18 protein-coding genes and 1 pseudogene are annotated in these 17,538 nt (G+C 72.3%); 8 read left to right on the top strand and 11 right to left on the bottom strand.

Translation table 11 applies throughout. The features are described 5' to 3' along the window. Window positions 1–64 precede the first annotated feature (64 nt). From BLU95_RS27445 to ctaC, 3 genes are read right to left on the bottom strand one after another with little or no spacing between them, the layout of a single operon-like run. Window positions 65–481, bottom strand: a complete 417-nt coding sequence (locus BLU95_RS27445) for a cytochrome c oxidase subunit 4 (RefSeq protein ID WP_045938258.1) — start codon at window positions 479–481, stop codon at window positions 65–67. Further along, the gene (ctaD, locus tag BLU95_RS27440) at window positions 481–2,256 is read right to left on the bottom strand and encodes an aa3-type cytochrome oxidase subunit I (RefSeq protein WP_093862321.1); all 1,776 of its coding nucleotides are present in this window, start codon (window positions 2,254–2,256) and stop codon (window positions 481–483) included. Before ctaD ends, BLU95_RS27445 begins: the two co-directional genes overlap by 1 nt. Then, window positions 2,253–3,107: an aa3-type cytochrome oxidase subunit II gene (gene ctaC / locus BLU95_RS27435; protein WP_093862320.1), complete on the bottom strand. Its 855-nt coding sequence runs from the start codon at window positions 3,105–3,107 to the stop codon at window positions 2,253–2,255. The genes ctaD and ctaC overlap by 4 nt, the downstream gene beginning before the upstream one ends. 364 nt (window positions 3,108–3,471) lie before the next feature. Here ctaC and BLU95_RS27430 point away from each other — a divergent pair, with 364 nt between their 5' ends. Next, entirely contained in the window at window positions 3,472–4,866 is a 1,395-nt protein-coding gene (locus tag BLU95_RS27430) for a cysteine desulfurase/sulfurtransferase TusA family protein (RefSeq protein WP_093865169.1), read from the top strand. Here BLU95_RS27430 and BLU95_RS27425 read toward each other — a convergent pair. Continuing rightward, complete coding sequence (locus tag BLU95_RS27425) at window positions 4,859–5,836, bottom strand: carbohydrate kinase family protein (RefSeq protein ID WP_093862319.1); 978 nt, start codon at window positions 5,834–5,836, stop codon at window positions 4,859–4,861. The genes BLU95_RS27430 and BLU95_RS27425 overlap by 8 nt on opposite strands. A 264-nt stretch (window positions 5,837–6,100) precedes the next feature. Here BLU95_RS27425 and BLU95_RS27420 point away from each other — a divergent pair, with 264 nt between their 5' ends. Both BLU95_RS27420 and BLU95_RS27415 read left to right on the top strand, forming a co-directional pair. Continuing rightward, window positions 6,101–6,319 carry a hypothetical protein gene (locus BLU95_RS27420; protein ID WP_093862318.1) on the top strand — a complete coding sequence of 73 codons (219 nt, stop codon included), beginning with the start codon at window positions 6,101–6,103 and terminating at the stop codon, window positions 6,317–6,319. Window positions 6,320–6,444: 125 nt separating this feature from the next. Then, window positions 6,445–7,188: a hypothetical protein gene (locus BLU95_RS27415; RefSeq protein ID WP_093862317.1), complete on the top strand. Its 744-nt coding sequence runs from the start codon at window positions 6,445–6,447 to the stop codon at window positions 7,186–7,188. Window positions 7,189–7,307: 119 nt separating this feature from the next. Here the strand turns inward: BLU95_RS27415 and erpA are convergent, their stop codons facing one another. Then, entirely contained in the window at window positions 7,308–7,661 is a 354-nt protein-coding gene (gene erpA, locus BLU95_RS27410) for an iron-sulfur cluster insertion protein ErpA (RefSeq protein ID WP_030391519.1), read from the bottom strand. A gap of 244 nt (window positions 7,662–7,905) precedes the next feature. Here erpA and BLU95_RS27405 point away from each other — a divergent pair, with 244 nt between their 5' ends. Next, the gene (locus tag BLU95_RS27405) at window positions 7,906–8,775 is read left to right on the top strand and encodes a GNAT family N-acetyltransferase (protein WP_093862316.1); all 870 of its coding nucleotides are present in this window, start codon (window positions 7,906–7,908) and stop codon (window positions 8,773–8,775) included. A gap of 95 nt (window positions 8,776–8,870) precedes the next feature. Here BLU95_RS27405 and BLU95_RS27400 read toward each other — a convergent pair whose 3' ends face one another. From BLU95_RS27400 to BLU95_RS27390, 3 genes are all read right to left on the bottom strand, one after another. Continuing rightward, window positions 8,871–10,238: a pyridoxal phosphate-dependent decarboxylase family protein gene (locus BLU95_RS27400; RefSeq protein WP_093862315.1), complete on the bottom strand. Its 1,368-nt coding sequence runs from the start codon at window positions 10,236–10,238 to the stop codon at window positions 8,871–8,873. A gap of 233 nt (window positions 10,239–10,471) precedes the next feature. Next, entirely contained in the window at window positions 10,472–10,936 is a 465-nt protein-coding gene (locus BLU95_RS27395) for an Lrp/AsnC family transcriptional regulator (protein ID WP_093862314.1), read from the bottom strand. Window positions 10,937–11,108: 172 nt separating this feature from the next. Further along, window positions 11,109–12,032, bottom strand: a complete 924-nt coding sequence (locus BLU95_RS27390) for an NADP-dependent oxidoreductase (protein WP_173862139.1) — start codon at window positions 12,030–12,032, stop codon at window positions 11,109–11,111. Between the two features lie 201 nt (window positions 12,033–12,233). Here BLU95_RS27390 and nadA point away from each other — a divergent pair, with 201 nt between their 5' ends. Continuing rightward, on the top strand, window positions 12,234–13,418 hold the full coding sequence (nadA, locus tag BLU95_RS27385) for a quinolinate synthase NadA (protein ID WP_369826238.1): 1,185 nt from the start codon (window positions 12,234–12,236) through the stop codon (window positions 13,416–13,418). Window positions 13,419–13,551: 133 nt separating this feature from the next. Here the strand turns inward: nadA and pspAA are convergent, their stop codons facing one another. Further along, entirely contained in the window at window positions 13,552–13,845 is a 294-nt protein-coding gene (pspAA, locus tag BLU95_RS27380) for a PspA-associated protein PspAA (RefSeq protein ID WP_093862313.1), read from the bottom strand. Window positions 13,846–13,920: 75 nt separating this feature from the next. After that, a complete protein-coding gene (locus BLU95_RS27375; RefSeq protein ID WP_078879583.1) occupies window positions 13,921–14,724 on the bottom strand; it encodes a PspA/IM30 family protein in 804 nt (267 codons plus the stop codon). A gap of 333 nt (window positions 14,725–15,057) precedes the next feature. On the opposite strand from BLU95_RS27375, the gene BLU95_RS27370 reads away from it, so the two are divergent. Then, window positions 15,058–15,657 (top strand): DUF3043 domain-containing protein, encoded by a 600-nt coding sequence (locus BLU95_RS27370; protein WP_093862312.1) that lies wholly within the window; start codon window positions 15,058–15,060, stop codon window positions 15,655–15,657. 230 nt (window positions 15,658–15,887) lie between these two features. Continuing rightward, window positions 15,888–16,583 (top strand): class I SAM-dependent methyltransferase, encoded by a 696-nt coding sequence (locus BLU95_RS27365; protein ID WP_093865167.1) that lies wholly within the window; start codon window positions 15,888–15,890, stop codon window positions 16,581–16,583. Window positions 16,584–16,652: 69 nt separating this feature from the next. On the opposite strand, the gene BLU95_RS27360 is transcribed toward BLU95_RS27365, so the two are convergent. Then, entirely contained in the window at window positions 16,653–16,856 is a 204-nt protein-coding gene (locus tag BLU95_RS27360) for a hypothetical protein (RefSeq protein WP_030391529.1), read from the bottom strand. A gap of 114 nt (window positions 16,857–16,970) precedes the next feature. Here BLU95_RS27360 and cobU point away from each other — a divergent pair. Then, window positions 16,971–17,537, top strand: a pseudogene (cobU, locus tag BLU95_RS27355) (bifunctional adenosylcobinamide kinase/adenosylcobinamide-phosphate guanylyltransferase); the annotation flags it as partial. Between the last annotated feature and the right edge of the window lies 1 nt (window position 17,538).

The following is a 17,538-nucleotide window of genomic DNA, read 5'->3' as shown; positions in this document are numbered from 1 at the left end:
CCGGGGACGCAACAGGGCCGGGCTTCCCGTGCGGGAAGCCCGGCCCTGTGGGAGAGAACCGGTCCTACTGGTTCTGGTTCTCGCCCCGGTAGAACTCGAAGACCCAGCCGAAGAGGCCGATCAGGATGACCGGGATCGACCAGTAGAGCAGCCACCAGCCGAAGATCACGCCGAGGAAGGCCAGCGCGCCACCGACCGCCAGCGAGAGCGGCTGCCAGCTGTGCGGGGCGAAGAAGCCCAGCTCGCCGGAGTCGTCCGCGACCTCGGCCTCGGGGTTGTCACCCGCGCCGCTGTCCACCCGGCGGGCGGTGAAGGCGAGGTAGTACCCGATGAAGGCGCACAGCGCGAAGGCGAGGAAGAGCGCGGTGGTGCCCGCGGCCTCGATGCCGTGGTCGGAGCTGTTGGTCCACAGGCCGTAGGTGATCGCCATGGCCAGTACGAAGACCGCCAGGCCCAGGAAAATCTTGCCCTGTTCCCTCATCAGGCGTCGCCTTCCTTCTTGCCCTTGCCGAGCTTCGGGGCGTCGTACTTCGCCGGGGTCACACCGGCGAAGTGCTTGGCCGGCTCACCGTGGTACTCCAGGTAGTCCAGCGCGGCGATCTCCGGGTAGTGGAGGTCGAAGGCCGGGGATTCGGAGCGGATCCGGGGCAGGGTGAGGAAGTTGTGCCGCGGCGGCGGGCAGGAGGTCGCCCACTCCAGCGAACGGCCGTAGCCCCACGGGTCGTCGACGGTCACCTTCTCGCCGTACTTCGCCGTCTTCCACACGTTGTAGAGGAACGGCAGGATCGACAGGCCGAGCAGGAACGAACCGATGGTCGAGACGGTGTTCAGGGTGGTGAACCCGTCGGCGGCCAGGTAGTCGGCGTAGCGGCGGGGCATGCCCTCCGCGCCGAGCCAGTGCTGCACCAGGAAGGTGGTGTGGAAGCCGATGAACAGCGTCCAGAAGGTGACCTTGCCGAGGCGCTCGTCGAGCATCTTGCCGGTCATCTTCGGCCACCAGAAGTGGAAGCCGGCGAACATCGCGAAGACGACGGTGCCGAAGACCACGTAGTGGAAGTGGGCGACGACGAAGTACGAGTCCGAGACGTGGAAGTCGATCGGCGGGGAGGCCAGCAGGACACCGGTCAGACCGCCGAAGAGGAAGGTGACCAGGAAGCCGACCGTCCAGAGCATCGGGGTCTCGAAGCTCAGCGAGCCCTTCCACATGGTGCCGACCCAGTTGAAGAACTTCACACCGGTCGGGACCGCGATCAGGAAGGTCATGAAGGAGAAGAACGGCAGCAGCACCTGTCCGGTGACGTACATGTGGTGGGCCCACACCGTCACGGACAGACCGGCGATCGCGATGGTGGCCGCGATCAGGCCGGAGTAGCCGAACATCGGCTTGCGGCTGAAGACCGGGATGATCTCCGACACGATGCCGAAGAACGGCAGCGCGATGATGTACACCTCGGGGTGACCGAAGAACCAGAACAGGTGCTGCCAGAGCAGCGCGCCACCGTTGGCCGGGTCGAAGACGTGCGCCCCGAACTTGCGGTCCGCCTCCAGGGCGAACAGCGCGGCGGCGAGCACCGGGAAGGCCAGCAGGACCAGCACGGCGGTCAGCAGGACGTTCCAGACGAAGATCGACATCCGGAACATCGTCATGCCGGGCGCGCGCATGCAGATGATCGTGGTGATGAAGTTGACCGCACCGAGGATCGTGCCGAAGCCGGAGAAGGCCAGACCCATGATCCACATGTCGGCGCCGATGCCCGGCGAACGGACCGCGTCGGAGAGCGGCGCGTAGGCGAACCAGCCGAAGTCGGCGGCACCCTGCGGGGTGAGGAAGCCGGCCACCGCGATCAGCGAGCCGAACAGGTACAGCCAGTAGGCGAACATGTTCAGCCGCGGGAACGCGACGTCAGGTGCGCCGATCTGCAGCGGCATGATCCAGTTCGCGAAACCGGCGAAGAGCGGCGTCGCGAACATCAGCAGCATGACCGTGCCGTGCATCGTGAACGCCTGGTTGAACTGCTCGTTCGACAGGATCTGGGTCCCGGGACGAGCCAGCTCGGCGCGCATGACCAGGGCGAGGATGCCGCCGATCAGGAAGAAGGCGAACGACGTGCCCAGGTACAGCGTGCCGATCGTCTTGTGGTCAGTGGTGGTCAGCCACTTGATGATGGTGGAACCCGGCTTCCGGGTCCGCTGCGCCCCGACCGTGACGGCCCCGGCGCCCCCGCCGGCCGCGGCGGGCTCGTTGAGGATGGTCACTTCTCTTCACTTCCCATGGTCGTGATGCCGGAGGGCACCGCGCCGGTCTGACCCTTGGCCCGGAGGTCCTTCAGGTGCTGGTCGTACTCGGCACGGTCGACGACCTTCACGTTGAACAGCATGCGCGAGTGGTCGACGCCGCAGAGCTCGGCGCACTTGCCCATGTACTCACCCTTGACGGTCGGGGTGACCTCGAACTTGTTGACCACACCCGGAACGACGTCCATCTTCATCATGAAGTTGATGGGCCAGAAGTCGTGGATCACGTCACGCGAGGTGAGGCGGAACTGCACCGTCTCGTTCACCGGCAGGTAGAGGGTCGGCGGCTCGCCGGGGGTACCCACCTCGTACGCGGCCTGCTGGTTGGCCGGGTCGGGGTTCTCGGTGTTCTCGTAGTTGAACGCCCAGCTCCACTGGAAGCCCACCACGTTGACCATGTGCTGTGGCTTCTCGGAGACGGAGATCAGCTTCGACTCGTCGCGGGCGACGAAGTAGAAGAGGACCGACACGATGATGATCGGGACCGCGGTGTAGAGCGCCTCGATGGGCACGTTGTACCGGGTCTGCGGGGGGACCTGCACACCGGTGCGGCTGCGCCGGTGGAAGATCACGCTCCAGATGATCAGACCCCACATCAGTACGCCGACCACCAGCGCCGCGATCCAGGAGCCCTGCCACATGTGGAGGACCATCGGCCCTTCCTTGGTGACGGGGCTCGGGAGGCCAAGCCTGGGGAGGTCGTTGGCCGAGCAGCCGGTGGCGGTCGCGATGACGAGGCCCAGTGCCAGCGCCTGAGGCAGCTTCCGCCGCATCGTGCGCCGCGGCGAGCGGTCGGAGCCGTTGGGACTCACGTAGCGCCTTCCCGAAGTCTCGCCCGCCTTCGCGTCGCCCCGGGGAGGCTTTCCCTCCCCGGCGACCCGACCACGGGCACGGTTTGAATGCTTATGCGGGCCAAACCCTACTCCAGCCTTATGCGCTGCTGACGGGCAGGTCCCAGTAACGCGCCGCCCGAACACCCGATCAGGCCCGGCAGGGGCTGCGCCGCAGGTCATCCTAGGCATTAGGGGTCCGTACGCCCGATCGAGGGATGACCTCCGACAACGTGGTGACGCCCCGTCGGGAGCGGACTATCCGGACATTCGGGATGATCGACTGACGGGGGGTGAGGCGCCCTCGGAACCCCGGACACACCCGTCCGTGTCGTTAAATGTGACCGTGTACTTCGATGTGGCCTCCACCGCACCGCTCCACCCCGTCGCACGGCAGGCGCTGACCGCCGCCCTGGACGAGGGATGGGCCGACCCCGCCCGGCTCTACCGCTCCGGGCGCCAGGCCCGGATGCTGCTGGACGCCGCGCGGGAGACCGTGGCCGAGGTGATCGGCTGCCGGGCCGACGAGATCGCCTTCACCTCGAGCGGGACCCAGGCCGTCCAGCTCGGGGTGCTGGGCGCGCTGCGCGGCAACCGGCGGCGCGGCGGGCACCTGACGCACTCCGCCGTCGAGCACTCCAGCGTGCTGCACAGCGCCGAACGGCACCTGGCCGAGGGCGGCGAGGTGACCGCCGTGCCGGTGGACCGGCACGGCCGGGTCGACCCGGAGGTCTTCGCCGCCGCGCTGCGGCCGGACACCGCGCTCGCCGTGCTGCAGTCCGCCAACCACGAGGTGGGCACGGTGCAGCCGGTCGACGAGGTGGCCGCGCTCCGCGGCGGGGTGCCGCTGCTGGTGGACGCCGCGCAGAGCGCCGGGCGGACGGACCTGCCGACCGGCTGGTCGCTGCTCACCGCCAGCGCGCACAAGTGGGGCGGACCGGCCGGGGTCGGGGTGCTCGCGGTGCGCAAGGGCGTCCGCTACGTCTCGCCGCTGCCCTCCGACGAGCGGGAGGCGGGCCGGGTTCCGGGCTTCGTCAACGTGCCGGCGATCGTCGCGGCCGCGGCCTCGCTGCGCGCGGTACGGGCCGAGGCGGAGCGGGAGAACGCCCGGCTGCACGAGCTGGTCGAGCGGATCCGGACCCGGGTGCCGCGGCTGGTGCCCGAGGTGGAGGTGGTCGGCGACCCGGTGCGGCGGCTGCCGCACATCGTCACCTTCTCCTGTCTGTACGTGGACGGCGAGGTGCTGCTGGGCGAACTGGACCGGGCCGGGTTCGCGGTCTCCTCCGGCTCCTCCTGCACCTCGTCCACGCTGACCCCGAGCCATGTGCTGGCCGCGATGGGCGTGCTCACCGAGGGGAACGTCCGGGTCTCGCTGCCGTTCGGCACCACCGGGGCGGACGTCGACCGCTTCCTGACCGTGCTGCCGGAGCTGGTGGCCGGCGTCCGCGCCCCGCTGGGCCTGGACCTGCCCGCACCCGCCGCGGCCCGGGAGCACGACGGGGGGCCGCTGGTCCTGGACGCGCTGGGCAAGCGGTGCCCGCTGCCGGTGATCGAACTGGCGAAGCGGATCGGCGAGGTCCCGGTGGGCGGCACGGTCGTGGTGCTGGCCGACGACGAGGCGGCCCGGCTGGACGTGCCGGCCTGGTGCGGGATGCGCGAGCAGGAGTACCTGGGCGAGGCCCCGGCCGCCGAGTACGGCGGCGACCGGGGCTCGGCCTACCTGGTGCGGCGGGTCAGTTGACCAGGTGCGCGCGGACCTCGGCGCCGGCCTCGTCGCCGTAGGCCGCGACGAAGCGCTGCAGGAAGTCGTGCGGGCGCAGCTCGTACTCCTGGGTGCCGACGGTCTCGATCACCAGGGTGGCCAGCATGCAGCCGAGCTGGGCGGCGCGCTCCAGCTCCAGCTCCCAGGACAGACCGGCCAGGAAGCCGGCCCGGAAGGCGTCGCCGACACCGGTCGGGTCGGCCTTGGTGGTCTCGGGGGCGCAGCCGACCACGATCGGGGACTCGCCCTTGCGCTCGATCCGGACGCCCTTGCTGCCGAGGGTGGTGATCCGGGTGCCGACCCGGGTGAGGATCTCCTCCGCGTCCCAGCCGGTCTTGGACTCGATCAGCGCGGCCTCGTACTCGTTGGTGAAGAGGTACGCGGCGCCGTCGACGATCTGGCGGATGTCGTGGCCGTCGAGGCGGGCCAGCTGCTGCGACGGGTCCGCGGCGAAGGCGTAGCCGCGGGTGCGGCACTCCTGGGTGTGGCGGACCATCGCCTGCGGGTCGTCCGCGCCGATCAGCACCAGGTCGAGGCCGCCGACGCGGTCGGCGATCGGCTTGAGCTCGATGTTGCGGGCCTCGGCCATGGCACCGGTGTAGAACGAGGCGATCTGGTTGTGGTCCTCGTCCGTGGTGCACATGAAGCGCGCGGTGTGCCGGGTCTCGGAGATGTGGACGGACCGGCAGTCCACGTTGTTGCGCTCCAGCCAGCTGCGGTACTCCGCGAAGTCCGCGCCGGCCGCGCCGACCAGGACCGGGCGCAGGCCGAGCACGCCCATGCCGAAGGCGATGTTCGGCGCGACGCCGCCGCGGCGGATGTCGAGGGTGTCGACCAGGAAGGACAGCGACACGGTGTGCAGCTGCTCGGCGACCAGCTGGTCGGCGAACCGGCCGGGGAAGGTCATCAGGTGGTCGGTCGCGATCGAACCGGCGACGGCGATACGCACGGGGTCTCCTCAGGATGGCAGCGGGGCCATGGAACAACGGGGGTGGAACCCACCCACGGTACCCGGCGCGCCCGGGGCCCCAGCAAGACGCCGGGTGCGATCCCGGCCGACTGCTGTCACCCGCCACCCCCGAAGGTGTACTACCCCGGGGTAGCTCTGGTGACTGCCGGACGCCCGGCCTAGGGTCGCAGTCAGGGGCTCCTCCCGGCCCCGACCGGGACCGTGGCGGCGCTGCCACGGCAGGTGGATCGGAGTTGATGGCCGATGTTGCCCAGTCACCACCCGCTGCGGGTTCCGCCCGCCCTGCTCGGCGACGCCGACGGTGAGTCGCTCGACGCGCTGGTGGACTCCTCGCACCGGCTGCGGCGTTTCTGGCCGCTGCTGGCGACCGGCCCGCAGGACAGCGCGCCGGCCGGCTCAGGCTTCCGCGTCCCCTCCCGGGCCCGGCGCGTGGTCGCGTCGATGCCCGAGTACGGGTCCTGAGCGGGGCTGCCCAGGGTCCCGGGGGACGGCGGGGACGGACGGGGAACCGGAATCGTCCGGGCCACGTCACATCCCCGCGGTGCGGCCGCCGAGGCGTACCGCTGAGCCCTCGGGAGGAAGTTCAGATGGATCTGGAGAGCATGCCCAGGCGTTCCGGCCGGGCCCGCGCGACGGCGCTGGCCGGCCTCGCCCTGGCGGCGGTGGCCGTCCTGGCCGGGTGCGACGGCGGGACCAAAGCGGCTTCGGACACGGCGGCCTCCGGCGCGGAGCGGGCCCCGGCGAGCGCTTCCGCCTCGCCCGGCGCGGCCACCGGCAGCGCGGACCCGGCCGCCCCGGCCGCGACCTCGGCCCCGACCGCGCCGACCCCGGTGACCACGCCGCCGGTCGACCCGACGGTCACCGCCCCGGACCCGAGGCCGGCCAGTCCGGCGCCCGCCACCAAGCCGGCGGCGCCCGCGACGACCCCCACCCCGGCGCCCACTCCCCCGGGCGGCAACGGCATCGCGGTGGGCGAGCCGCCGCCGAACGGCACCGGGAGCGGCTCGCCGGTGCACCCGGCGATCACCTACCGGGTGGACGGCAACAAGCTGACAATCTGGTTCTACGGCGGCATCTGCCAGCGCTACGCGCTCAAGGCCGACGAGTCCAAGCCGGGCCGGGTGGACGTCCGGGTGACCACGGCGGCGCCGGTCCCGGCCGGACAGGCCTGCGCCGAGCTCGCCAAGCGGCAGACCGTGACGGCCGACCTGAAGCAGCCGCTCCAGGGCCGGGCGGTGACCGATCTGGCGACCGGGCAGGAGGTGCCGCTCGAGGCGGACGCCAAGATCGGCCCGGATCCGGTGGTCCCGGACGTCCCCGGCAACCCGTGACCCCGGCGCGGACCGCGCGCGGACACGACGAAGGCGGCCCCCGGGATCCCGGGGGCCGCCTTCGTGCCGGACCGCTGTCGACCTGCTGACCGGGGACCGGCCGGCCGACCGCGGACCGACTAGCTGAACGAGTCGCCGCAGGCGCAGGAGCCGGTGGCGTTCGGGTTGTCGATCGTGAAGCCCTGCTTCTCGATGGTGTCGACGAAGTCGACGGTGGCGCCACCCAGGTACGGGGCGCTCATCCGGTCGGTGACGACCTTCACACCGTCGAAGTCCTTCAGCACGTCACCGTCGAGCGAGCGCTCGTCGAAGAACAGCTGGTAGCGCAGGCCCGAGCAACCGCCGGGCTGGACGGCGACGCGCAGCGCCAGGTCGTCCCGGCCTTCCTGCTCCAGCAGGCCCTTGACCTTGGCCGCGGCGGCATCGGTGAGGAGGATGCCACTCTCGACGGTGGTCTCGTCCTGGACGGTCATCTGCGTTCTCCCGGTCTTGACGACGGTCTGCCGCCAGTACCAACCGACGGCCGTCCGGATTCATTTCCCGGACGACGGAGTGTTTTCGGTGGATTCTCGGCGGCGGTGTTCCGTGGGCCGGGCGTGCACCCGTTCCCCATACGCCTTCCATGCTCGCACACCGGCGGCCCCGGGCCGCATCCCGCTCGGACCGATCCGGGCGAACCGGCCCCGCGGCGCGGGCCCGGCGGTCAGGATGGTGGGTATGCTCCTGCGCCCGCTCCAGGACTCCGCCGCCGACGCGGAAGCGGTCCGGCACATCGCCGCCGCCGCGTTCGCCTCGCTCCCCGACGCCCCGCCGCTCACCGGGCCGCCCCCGGCGTCCGTGTTCCAGCTGGCCCGCACCAGACACCTCGCGCGCACCGATCCGCAGGGCTGCTGGATGGCCGAGCTGGACGGCGGGCCGGTCGGCGCGGTGCTGGCGCTGCGCCGCGAGGGCGTCTGGGTGCTGGCGCTGCTCGTGGTGCTGCCGCAGGCGCAGGGCAAGGGGGTGGGGCGGCTGCTGCTGGAGCGGGCCCTCGCGCACGGGCGCGGCTGTCTGCGCGGGATGCTGTGCGCCTCGCCGTCGCCGGCGGCGGTGCGGCGGTACCGGCTGGCCGGGTTCACGCTGCACCCGGCGATGCAGCTGACCGGGCGGGTGGACCGGTCCCGGCTGGTCGACCCGGGGGACCTCCCGGTGCACCCCGGCAACGCCACCCACCGGCACCTGCTGGACTCGGTGGACCGGCGGCTGCGCGGAGCCGCGCACGGCCCGGACCACGAACTGCTGCTCGCGCACTGCGAGGAGGTGCTGGTCGCGGACACCCTGGCGGGCAGCGGCTACTGCTACCGGGAGGGCGGCGAGGTGCGGCTGCTGGCGGCCACCTCGAAGCGGATCGCCACCCGGCTGCTGCGCGAGGCGCTGGCCCGGGTGCCGGAGGGGGTCGAGGCGCGGGTGGAGGCGCTGACCGCCGAGCAGGAGTGGGCGCTGGACGTCGGCCTCGAGCTGGGCCTGTCGGTGGCGACCCGGGGGTACCTGGGGCTGCGCGGGATGCGCCCGCCGGCGCCGTACATCCCCGACGGCGGGCTGCTCTAGGGGCGCTCCTCCGGATCACGCCGGACGCGCGCGACCCCCGCCGGGCCGGGGCCGGGCGGGGGTCGGTGCGCTTCGGGGCGGGTGCGCCGCGGGTGTCACTCCATGGTGTCGAGGATCTCCTTGACCATCTCCATGGTGGTGCCCGGGTGCAGGAAGGCGAAGCGGGCGACCGTCTCGCCGTCCCAGCCGGTCGGGGTGACGAAGCCGATCTGGTCCGCGAGGAGCTGCTGCGACCAGCGGTAGTAGTCGTCGTTGGTCCAGCCGTTGCGCTTGAAGCAGACCGCGGACAGCTGCGGGTCGAACAGCAGCTCCAGGTGCTCGCTGTCGCGGATCAGCTGCGCGGTCTCCCGGGCCAGCGTCAGGCCGGCCTCGATGGCGTCGGTGTACGCCTGGACGCCGTGCACGGCCAGCGAGAACCACAGCGGCAGACCGCGGGCGCGCCGGGTCAGGTGGTAGGCGTAGTCGGTGGGGTTCCACTCGTCGCCCTCGGTGTGCAGCACGTCCAGGTAGGAGGCGTCCTGGGTGTGCACGGCACGGGCGAGCTGCGGGTTGCGGTAGATCAGCGCGGCGCAGTCGAACGGCGCGAACAGCCACTTGTGCGGGTCGACGACGAAGGAGTCGGCGTGCTCGATGCCGTTGTAGCGCTCGCGGACGGAGGGGGCGAACAGGCCCGCGCCGCCGTAGGCGCCGTCGACGTGGAACCACAGCCCGCGCTCGCGGGCGACCTCGGACAGGCCCTGGAGGTCGTCGACGATGCCCTCGTTGGTGGTGCCGCCGGTGCCGACGACGGCGATCACCGTCTCCGGGTTCGGGTCGGCGGCCAGGGCGGCGCGCAGCGCCTCGCCGGTGAACCGGCGGTCGACGGTCGGGACCTTGAACGCCTCGACGCCGATGATGTTGAAGGTGTTCTTCACCGAGGAGTGCACCTGGTCGGCGACCGCGATCCGCAGCCGGGCCTCCGGCCCGACGTTCAGCCGGCGGCGGGCGGTGTCCCGGGCGACGACCAGGGCGGAGAGGTTGCCGGCCGAACCGCCGGAGACGAAGGTGCCGCCGGCCGAGTCCGGCATGCCCGCGCGGTCGGCTATCAGGCGCAGCACCTGGTTCTCGGCGGCGATCGCGCCGGCCGCCTCCAGCCAGGAGATGCCCTGGAGCGAGGCGCAGGAGACCACCATGTCGAAGAGCAGCGCGGCCTTGGTGGGGGCGCACGGGATGAAGGACAGGTAGCGCGGGCTGTCGGCGGAGATCACCGCGCGGGAGAGCTCGTGGTCGTAGAGCTTGAGCACGTCGGCCGGGTCGTTGCCGTCCTGGTTGAGCAGGCCGGACAGCTGGGCGCGCAGGTGCTCGCCGTCACCGGGGTGGTCGAGCGGGACGGGGTCGTACTGCAGCCGCTCGCGCATGTAGTCGAAAACCAGGTCGACCAGGTCGCTGTCGGGCCGGTGCATGCGGTCGGGGGCTGCGGACACGGGTGTCCCTCTCGGCTGTGGGGGTCGGGGAGGGTCCGGTGGAACGGGGGGGGTTGGCACCGCACGGCCGGACATGATCAGCGTAGGCAGCGGCGGGCCCTCCCCGCGCGTCGGAACGCGGCCGGTCGGGCAGCTTTCGGGCGTCTTCGGCGGGCCCCGCGCAGGATTCCTGCGCGGGGGGCGAAATGGGCCGAACGGGGAGGTTCCCGCAGGGCGTGCGCCGCGGTCGCGCGCTAGCCGATCAGCTGGGAGAGGACCACCGAGGAGCGGCTGCGCTGGACGCCGGGCTCACGGCGGATCCGCTCGATGACCGCCTCCAGGTGGCGCATGTCGGCGGCCCGCAGGTGGACCAGCGCGTCCGGATCGCCGGTGACCGTCCAGGCGGCGACCACCTCGGGGAACTGCCGCAGGCTGGCGAGGATCTCCTCGGGGGCGGTCCGCTCGCGGCAGTAGACCTCGACGAAGGCCTCGGTCTGCCAGCCGAGCACCGAGGGGTCGAGCACCACGGTGAAGCCGCGGACCACCCCGCGCGCCCGCAGCCGGTCGATCCGGCGGCGGACGGCGGTGGCGGAGAGGTTGACCTGGAGCCCGATCTCGGCGTACGAGGCCCGGCCGTCCCCTGCCAGCCGGGCGAGCAGGAGGCGGTCGGTCTCGTCCAGGGAGGCCCCGGCCGTCTCGTTCGCTGGGCTGCTGCTCATCGGTGCGGGGCTCCACGGGTCGTGCGGCGTCGGGATCGGGGCGGGCCCTCGCCCGCCGGGGGACGGCGGCGGCCCGCCGAAACGGTTCGGCTCCATTCTGGCGGATGTCAGGAGCGAGTTCACCGCTGGCGGATGACAACGGGAGGACGTCCGCCGGTCGGCCGGACGGCGCTCAGCCGGTGAGCAGGACGATCTTGCCCCGGGTGCGGCCCTCGGCACTCAGCGCCTGGGCGGAGGCGGCCTGGGCGAGCGGGAAGGTGGAGGCGACGGTCACGGTCAGCCGTCCCTCGTCGGCGAGCGCGGCCAGCTCGGCGAGCCCGGCGGCGTCCGGGCGGACCCAGACGTACCGGCCGCCGCGGGCCTTGACCCCGAAGTCGGCGATCGAGGCGATCCGCGCCGGGTCGGCGACGAGTCCGGCCGAGACCTCGACGGCGTCCCCGCCGACCAGGTCCAGGGCCGCGTCCACCCCCTCCGGGGCCAGCGCCCGGACCCGCTCCGCCAGTCCCTCGCCGTACCGGACCGGCTCGGCGCCGAGCTCGCGCAGATAGTCGTGGTTGCGTTCGCCGGCGGTGCCGATCACCCGGGCCCCCAGGGCGCGGGCGATCTGCACGGCCAGGTGGCCGACCCCGCCGGCGGCGGCGTGCACCAGGACGGTGTCACCGGGGCCGACCCCCACCGCCCGCAGCGACTGGAGGGCGGTGAGCCCGGCCAGCGGCAGTCCGCCGGCCTGCGCCCAGTCCAGCGCGGCCGGCTTGCGGGCCAGGGTGCGGACCGGAGCGGCCACCAGCTCGGCATAGGTGCCGTGCTCGACCGTGTCCTTGCGCACATAGCCGTAGACCTCGTCGCCGGGCGCGAACTCGGTGACGCCGCCGCCGACGGCCCGGACCACGCCCGCCGCGTCCCAGCCCATCACCAGCGGGAAGTGCGCGTCGAGCAGGCCGTCCAGCAGCCCGTCCCGCACCTTCCAGTCGACCGGGTTCACCCCGGCCGCCCTGACCTGCACCAGTACCGAGTCCGGGCCGACCTTCGGGTCGGGGAGGTCGGTGTACTCGACGGCCTCGGGGCCGCCGTAGTGGTGGATCGCGATTGCCTTCATGCCACCAGCGAAACCCGGCCGGACCTGAATCCGGTTCCGGCCACGCCGGGCGGGCCCGGGAAGGCTCCGAACCGGCGAGCGGTTCTCGTCACATCGACAGGATGGCCATCGTCACTCTGACGCTAACCGGTTATCATAGATTGCGTCAGTTAGACGAAAAGGCTGCACCGCTTGATCGGCCGCACAGAAGGGCACCCGCCCGTGACCACCACCATCACCGAGACCTACGGCGTCGACCCCACCCCGACGCCGCTCGCTCTGCTGCTGCTCGGCCGCCAGGCCGACCCGAACAGCGAGCGCGGCGTCGAGTGCCCCGGCGACCTCCCCCCGGCCTCCGACCCGGACCTGGTCGAGCGCGCCCGCGCCGCCAAGGCCGCGCTCGGCGACCGCGTCTTCATCCTGGGCCACCACTACCAGCGCGACGAGGTGATCGAGTTCGCCGACGTCACCGGCGACTCCTTCAAGCTCGCCCGGGACGCCGCGGCCCGCCCGGAGGCCGAGTACATCGTCTTCTGCGGTGTGCACTTCATGGCCGAGTCGGCCGACATCCTCACCGGCGACGCCCAGCAGGTCGTCCTGCCGGACCTCGCCGCGGGCTGTTCGATGGCCGACATGGCCACCGCCGAGCAGGTCGCCGAGTGCTGGGACGTGCTGACCGACGCCGGGATAGCCGACGTGACCGTCCCGGTCTCGTACATGAACTCCTCCGCCGACATCAAGGCCTTCACCGGCCGGCACGGCGGCACCATCTGCACCTCCTCCAACGCCCGGCGGGCGCTGGAGTGGGCGTACGAGCAGGGCCAGAAGGTCCTGTTCCTGCCCGACCAGCACCTGGGCCGCAACACCGCGGTGCGGGACATGGGCTTCTCGCTGGACGACTGCGTCGTCTACAACCCGCACAAGCCGAACGGCGGCCTGACCGTCGAGCAGCTGCGGGACGCGAAGATGATCCTCTGGCGCGGCCACTGCTCGGTGCACGGCCGGTTCACCCTGGACTCGGTGAACGACGTGCGCGAGCGGGTCCCCGGCGTCAACGTCCTGGTGCACCCCGAGTGCCGGCACGAGGTCGTCGCGGCCGCCGACATGGTCGGCTCGACCGAGTACATCATCAAGGCGCTGGACGCCGCCGAGCCCGGTTCCAAGTGGGCCATCGGCACCGAGCTCAACCTCGTCCGCCGGCTCGCCAAGGCGCACCCGGACAAGGAGGTCGTCTTCCTCGACCGGGCGGTCTGCTTCTGCTCCACCATGAACCGGATCGACCTCCCGCACCTGGTGTGGGCGCTGGAGTCGCTGGTCGAGGGCCGGGTGCCGAACGTGATCAAGGTCGACCCGGAGACCGAGAAGTACGCCAAGGCGGCGCTGGACCGGATGCTGGCCCTGCCGTAACGATTCGCCCGGTCCGCGAGCGATCCGGTCCGGACAGCGAACGGTCCGGGCAGTGAGCGGTCCGGGCAGCGACAAAGGGCGGGCCCCCTCCGTGCGGAGGGGGCCCGCCCCCGTGTCTGGCGCGAGACGGCGGCTACTCGGGAATGCCCGGGATGAGGCCGTCGCCCTCCGCCCGCAGCATCTCGCGGACGTCCTCGATGGTGGCCTCGGAGTCCGGCAGGATCAGGTCGGACGGCTCCAGCGAATCGTCCGCCAGCGGGGTGCCGAACTCCCGCACGGCGCCGAGCAGCTCGGCGAGCGCCCGGCGGAAGTGTTCCTCGTCCCCCGACTCCAGTGCGGTGAGCAGCTCGTCGTCGAGCTCGTTGAGCCGGTTCAGATGGGCCTCGCCCACCTGGAACTGCCCCTCACCCATGACCCGCATGATCATGCCGTGCGTCTCCCTGTTCCTGGGGATGGTCCCGGAGGTGCTCCGGGGCGGAGCTCAGGTCGGTTGCGGCTCCGACTACTTGTTGTAGTTGATCCGCGGGCCGTCCTGCTGCTGCGGCGCGGCGTCCTGCGGGCGACCCTGCTCGATCGCCTGCGGGGCGGCCGGGGAGCCCCCGGTCAGCTCGGCCTTCATCCGGGCCAGCTCCAGCTCGACGTCGGAACCGCCGGCCACCCGCTCCAGCTCGGCCTCGATGTCGTCCTTGCGGCCGAGACCGCTGGCGTCGTCGAGCGCGCCGGAGGCCAGCAGCTCGTCGATCGCACCGGCCCGGGCCTGCATCTGCGCGGTCTTGTCCTCGGCCCGCTGGATCGCCAGACCGACGTCGCCCATCTCCTCCGAGATACCGGAGAAGGACTCGGCGATCCGGGTCTGCGCCTGCGCCGCGGTGTAGGTGGCCTTGATCGTCTCCTTCTTGGTGCGGAAGGCGTCGACCTTGGCCTGCAGCCGCTGGGAGGCGAGCGTGAGCTTCTCCTCCTCGGCCTGGAGCTGCTGGTACTGCACCTCCAGGTCGTTGATCTGGGACTGCATGTTCGCCTTGCGGGTGAGGGCCTCGCGGGCGAGGTCCTCCCGGCCGAGCGAGAGCGCCTTGCGGCCCTGGTCCTCGTACTTCGCCGACTGCTGCTGCAGCTGGGTCAGCTGGAGCTCCAGACGCTTGCGCGAGGTGGCCACGTCGGCGACGCCACGACGCACCTTCTGCAGCAGCTCGAGCTGCTTCTGGTACGAATAATCGAGCGTCTCACGCGGATCCTCCGCCCGGTCCAAGGCCTTGTTCGCCTTGGAGCGGAAGATCAGCCCCATACGCTTCATGATTCCGTCGCTCATGGGCCTCGGGTGCCCCCTTCTCCGGCCTGCGGTATCAGTCTCTTACCAGACACGACGAGTGTAGTTGCAGCGAGCCCGTCGCCGCAGTGCACCTGCCTGCAACAAGCCTGCTACAGGTCGGTCCCGGGAAGCCTCATCCGCGGGGTGGATCCCGCCCTCATTCCACCCGCCGGTCAGCGGAGTGATCCCCTACGGGACTCCCCCCGTGGCTCCCCCCGCGGTCCCCCCGCGGTCCCCCCCGGGAGCCGTCGCGGCCGGTCCGGGACGCGATCGATACGCGTTCGGTTCCCGGGGGGCCCGGAGAAGCGTCGCCGCACCCCGTAGGCTGGTGGTGTGTTCCGACGCCGTTCAGATGATGCCGCCGCCTCCGCCACCGTGCTGGAGAAGCAGGACGGCAAGACGCAGACCCGCGACCCGCAGGCGAAGAAGGGACGGCCCACGCCCAAGCGCAGTGAGGCCGAGACCAACCGCCGGACCAGGGTCACTGTGCCCAAGGACCGCAAGGAGGCCTCCCGCCAGGCCCGCGAGCGGATGCGCTCCGAGCGCGAGAAGCAGCGCCAGGCGCTGATGGACGGCGACGAGCGCCACCTGCCGGCCCGTGACAAGGGCCCGGTGCGGAAGTTCACCCGCGACTACGTGGACGCCCGCTGGTCGCTCGCCGAGTTCTTCCTGCCCGCCGCCGTGCTGATCCTGGTGCTCAGCATCGTCAAGGTGCCGGCCCTGCAGCTGCTCTCCACGCTGCTGTTCCTGCTCTTCTTCGTCCTGGTGATCCTGGACTTCGTCCGGCTCGGCTTCGGCCTGCGCAAGCAGCTCGCCGAGCGCTTCGCCGGGCAGAACACCCGCGGCGCGGTCGCGTACGGCCTGATGCGCATCCTGCAGATGCGCCGGCTGCGACTGCCCAAGCCGCAGGTGCGGCGCGGGGAGAAGCCCTGACCGCCGAACCGGTGGACTCCGGCTGGGCCCCTCCCCTGTGGGACGGGCCCGGCCTCTACGCGCTCCCCGGCCAGGGGGGCGGCGGCCACGACCGGATCGCGCAGGAGCGCGACGGGTACGAGCGGCACGGCCACGAGCGGCGGCTGCCCTCGCGCAGCGGCTCCTTCGCCGGCGGCACCGGCCCCGCTCCGGGACGCTCCGGCACCCTGCGCAACCTCGTCCGGCAGGAGATGGTCGCCCGGCAGCTCGCCGAGCAGCTCACCGGACGGGCCGCCCAGCGCGTGCTCGACATCGGCTGCGGCCAGGGCACCCAGGCGCTGCGGCTGGCCCGGGCCGGCCACTACGTCACCGGCATCGACTCCGACCCGGCCGCGCTCGGCGCCGCCCAGGAGACGCTGGCCGGGGAGCCCGACGCCGTACGCGAGCGGATCCAGCTGCTGATCGGCGACGGGCACCAGTGCGGGCGCTGGTTCGGGGCGCGCAGCTTCGACGTCGTGCTCTGCCACGGCGTGCTGATGTACCTGCCGGACCCCGATCCGATGATCGCCTCGCTGGCCCGGCTGCTCGCCCCGGGCGGGCTGCTCTCGCTGGTGGTCCGCAACCGCGACGCGCTCGCCCTGCGGCCCGCGGCCGCCGGCGACTGGCGCGCCGCCCTGGAGGCCTTCGACAGCGACCGGTACTACAACCGGCTCGGTCTGGCCGCCCGTGCCGACCGGATCGGCGACCTCGCCGTCACCCTCTCCGAGGTGTCCGTGCCGCTGCGGCACTGGTACGGCGTCCGGGTCCTCACCGAGAGCACCCCCGACGACGCGCCGCCCGTGGACGGCCGGCAGCTCGCCCAGCTGCTGGAGGCCGAGGAACGCGCCGGGCGCACCGACCCGTACCGGCAGGTCGCCGCGCTGCTGCACGTCGTCGGGATGAAGTAGCCCCGCCGGGGCGGGCCCGGCGGGGGCCGCCCGCGCACCGGCGGGCGACCCTCGCTCCTTCGGACCGGATCAGCCCTCGTGCAGGCTCATCGTGTAGATCTCGCGGTCGTCGTCCAGCAGGACCGCGCGGTCCACCCCGTCCTCGGCCAGCTGCTTCCAGTTCTCCCCGATCCACGTCTCCGCGTCGCCCTGGCCGGCGAACTCCTCCGCCTGCCCGCTGCCCGGGGCCACCACCGTGCCGTCCGCCTTCTCGTACCGCCACGTCCAGACCATGCCCGGCTCCTCCCGCCGACGACCAGCGATGCGCTCTGTGCTGCGCACCCTAAGCCCTCAGGTTGCCCGGCCGGATCTTCGGTATGCGCCGTGCGCGAGGATGGGTGCATGACACCAGACGCACCGCTCCCCCGCACCCTGCTCCTCGGCGGCGCGCGGTCCGGCAAGTCGACCCGGGCCGAACAGCTGCTGGCCCGGTACGACGACGTGCTGTACGTGGCCACCGGCGGCACCCGGGACGGCGACGCGGAGTGGGCGCAGCGGGTCGCCCTGCACCGGGACCGGCGCCCGGCGAGCTGGCGCACCGCCGAGACCTGCGAGTTGGAGGCCGTCCTGGCGGACACCGCCGACCCGGCGCCGGTGCTGGTCGACTGCCTGGCGCTGTGGCTCACCTCGGTGATGGACGAGTGCGGGGCCTGGGACGACGCGGTCTGGGCGGACGGCGGCGAGGCCGGGGTGCAGCGGCGCTGCGCGGCGCTGGCGGCCGCCTGGGCGGGGACCCGGCGGCAGGTGGTGGCGGTCAGCAACGAGGTCGGTATGGGCGTCGTCCCGGCCACCGCGGCCGGCCGCCGGTTCCGCGACACCCTGGGCCGGCTCAACATGGCGGTGGCGGACGCCTCCGAGCGTGTGCTGCTGGTGGTGGCGGGGCAGGTCCTCACCGTCAAGCCCGCCGCCGGGTGAG

This window comes from Streptomyces sp. TLI_053 (genome assembly GCF_900105395.1).
Lineage (GTDB): Bacteria > Actinomycetota > Actinomycetes > Streptomycetales > Streptomycetaceae > Kitasatospora.
This window is presented reverse-complemented; position numbering and strand designations above follow the sequence as displayed.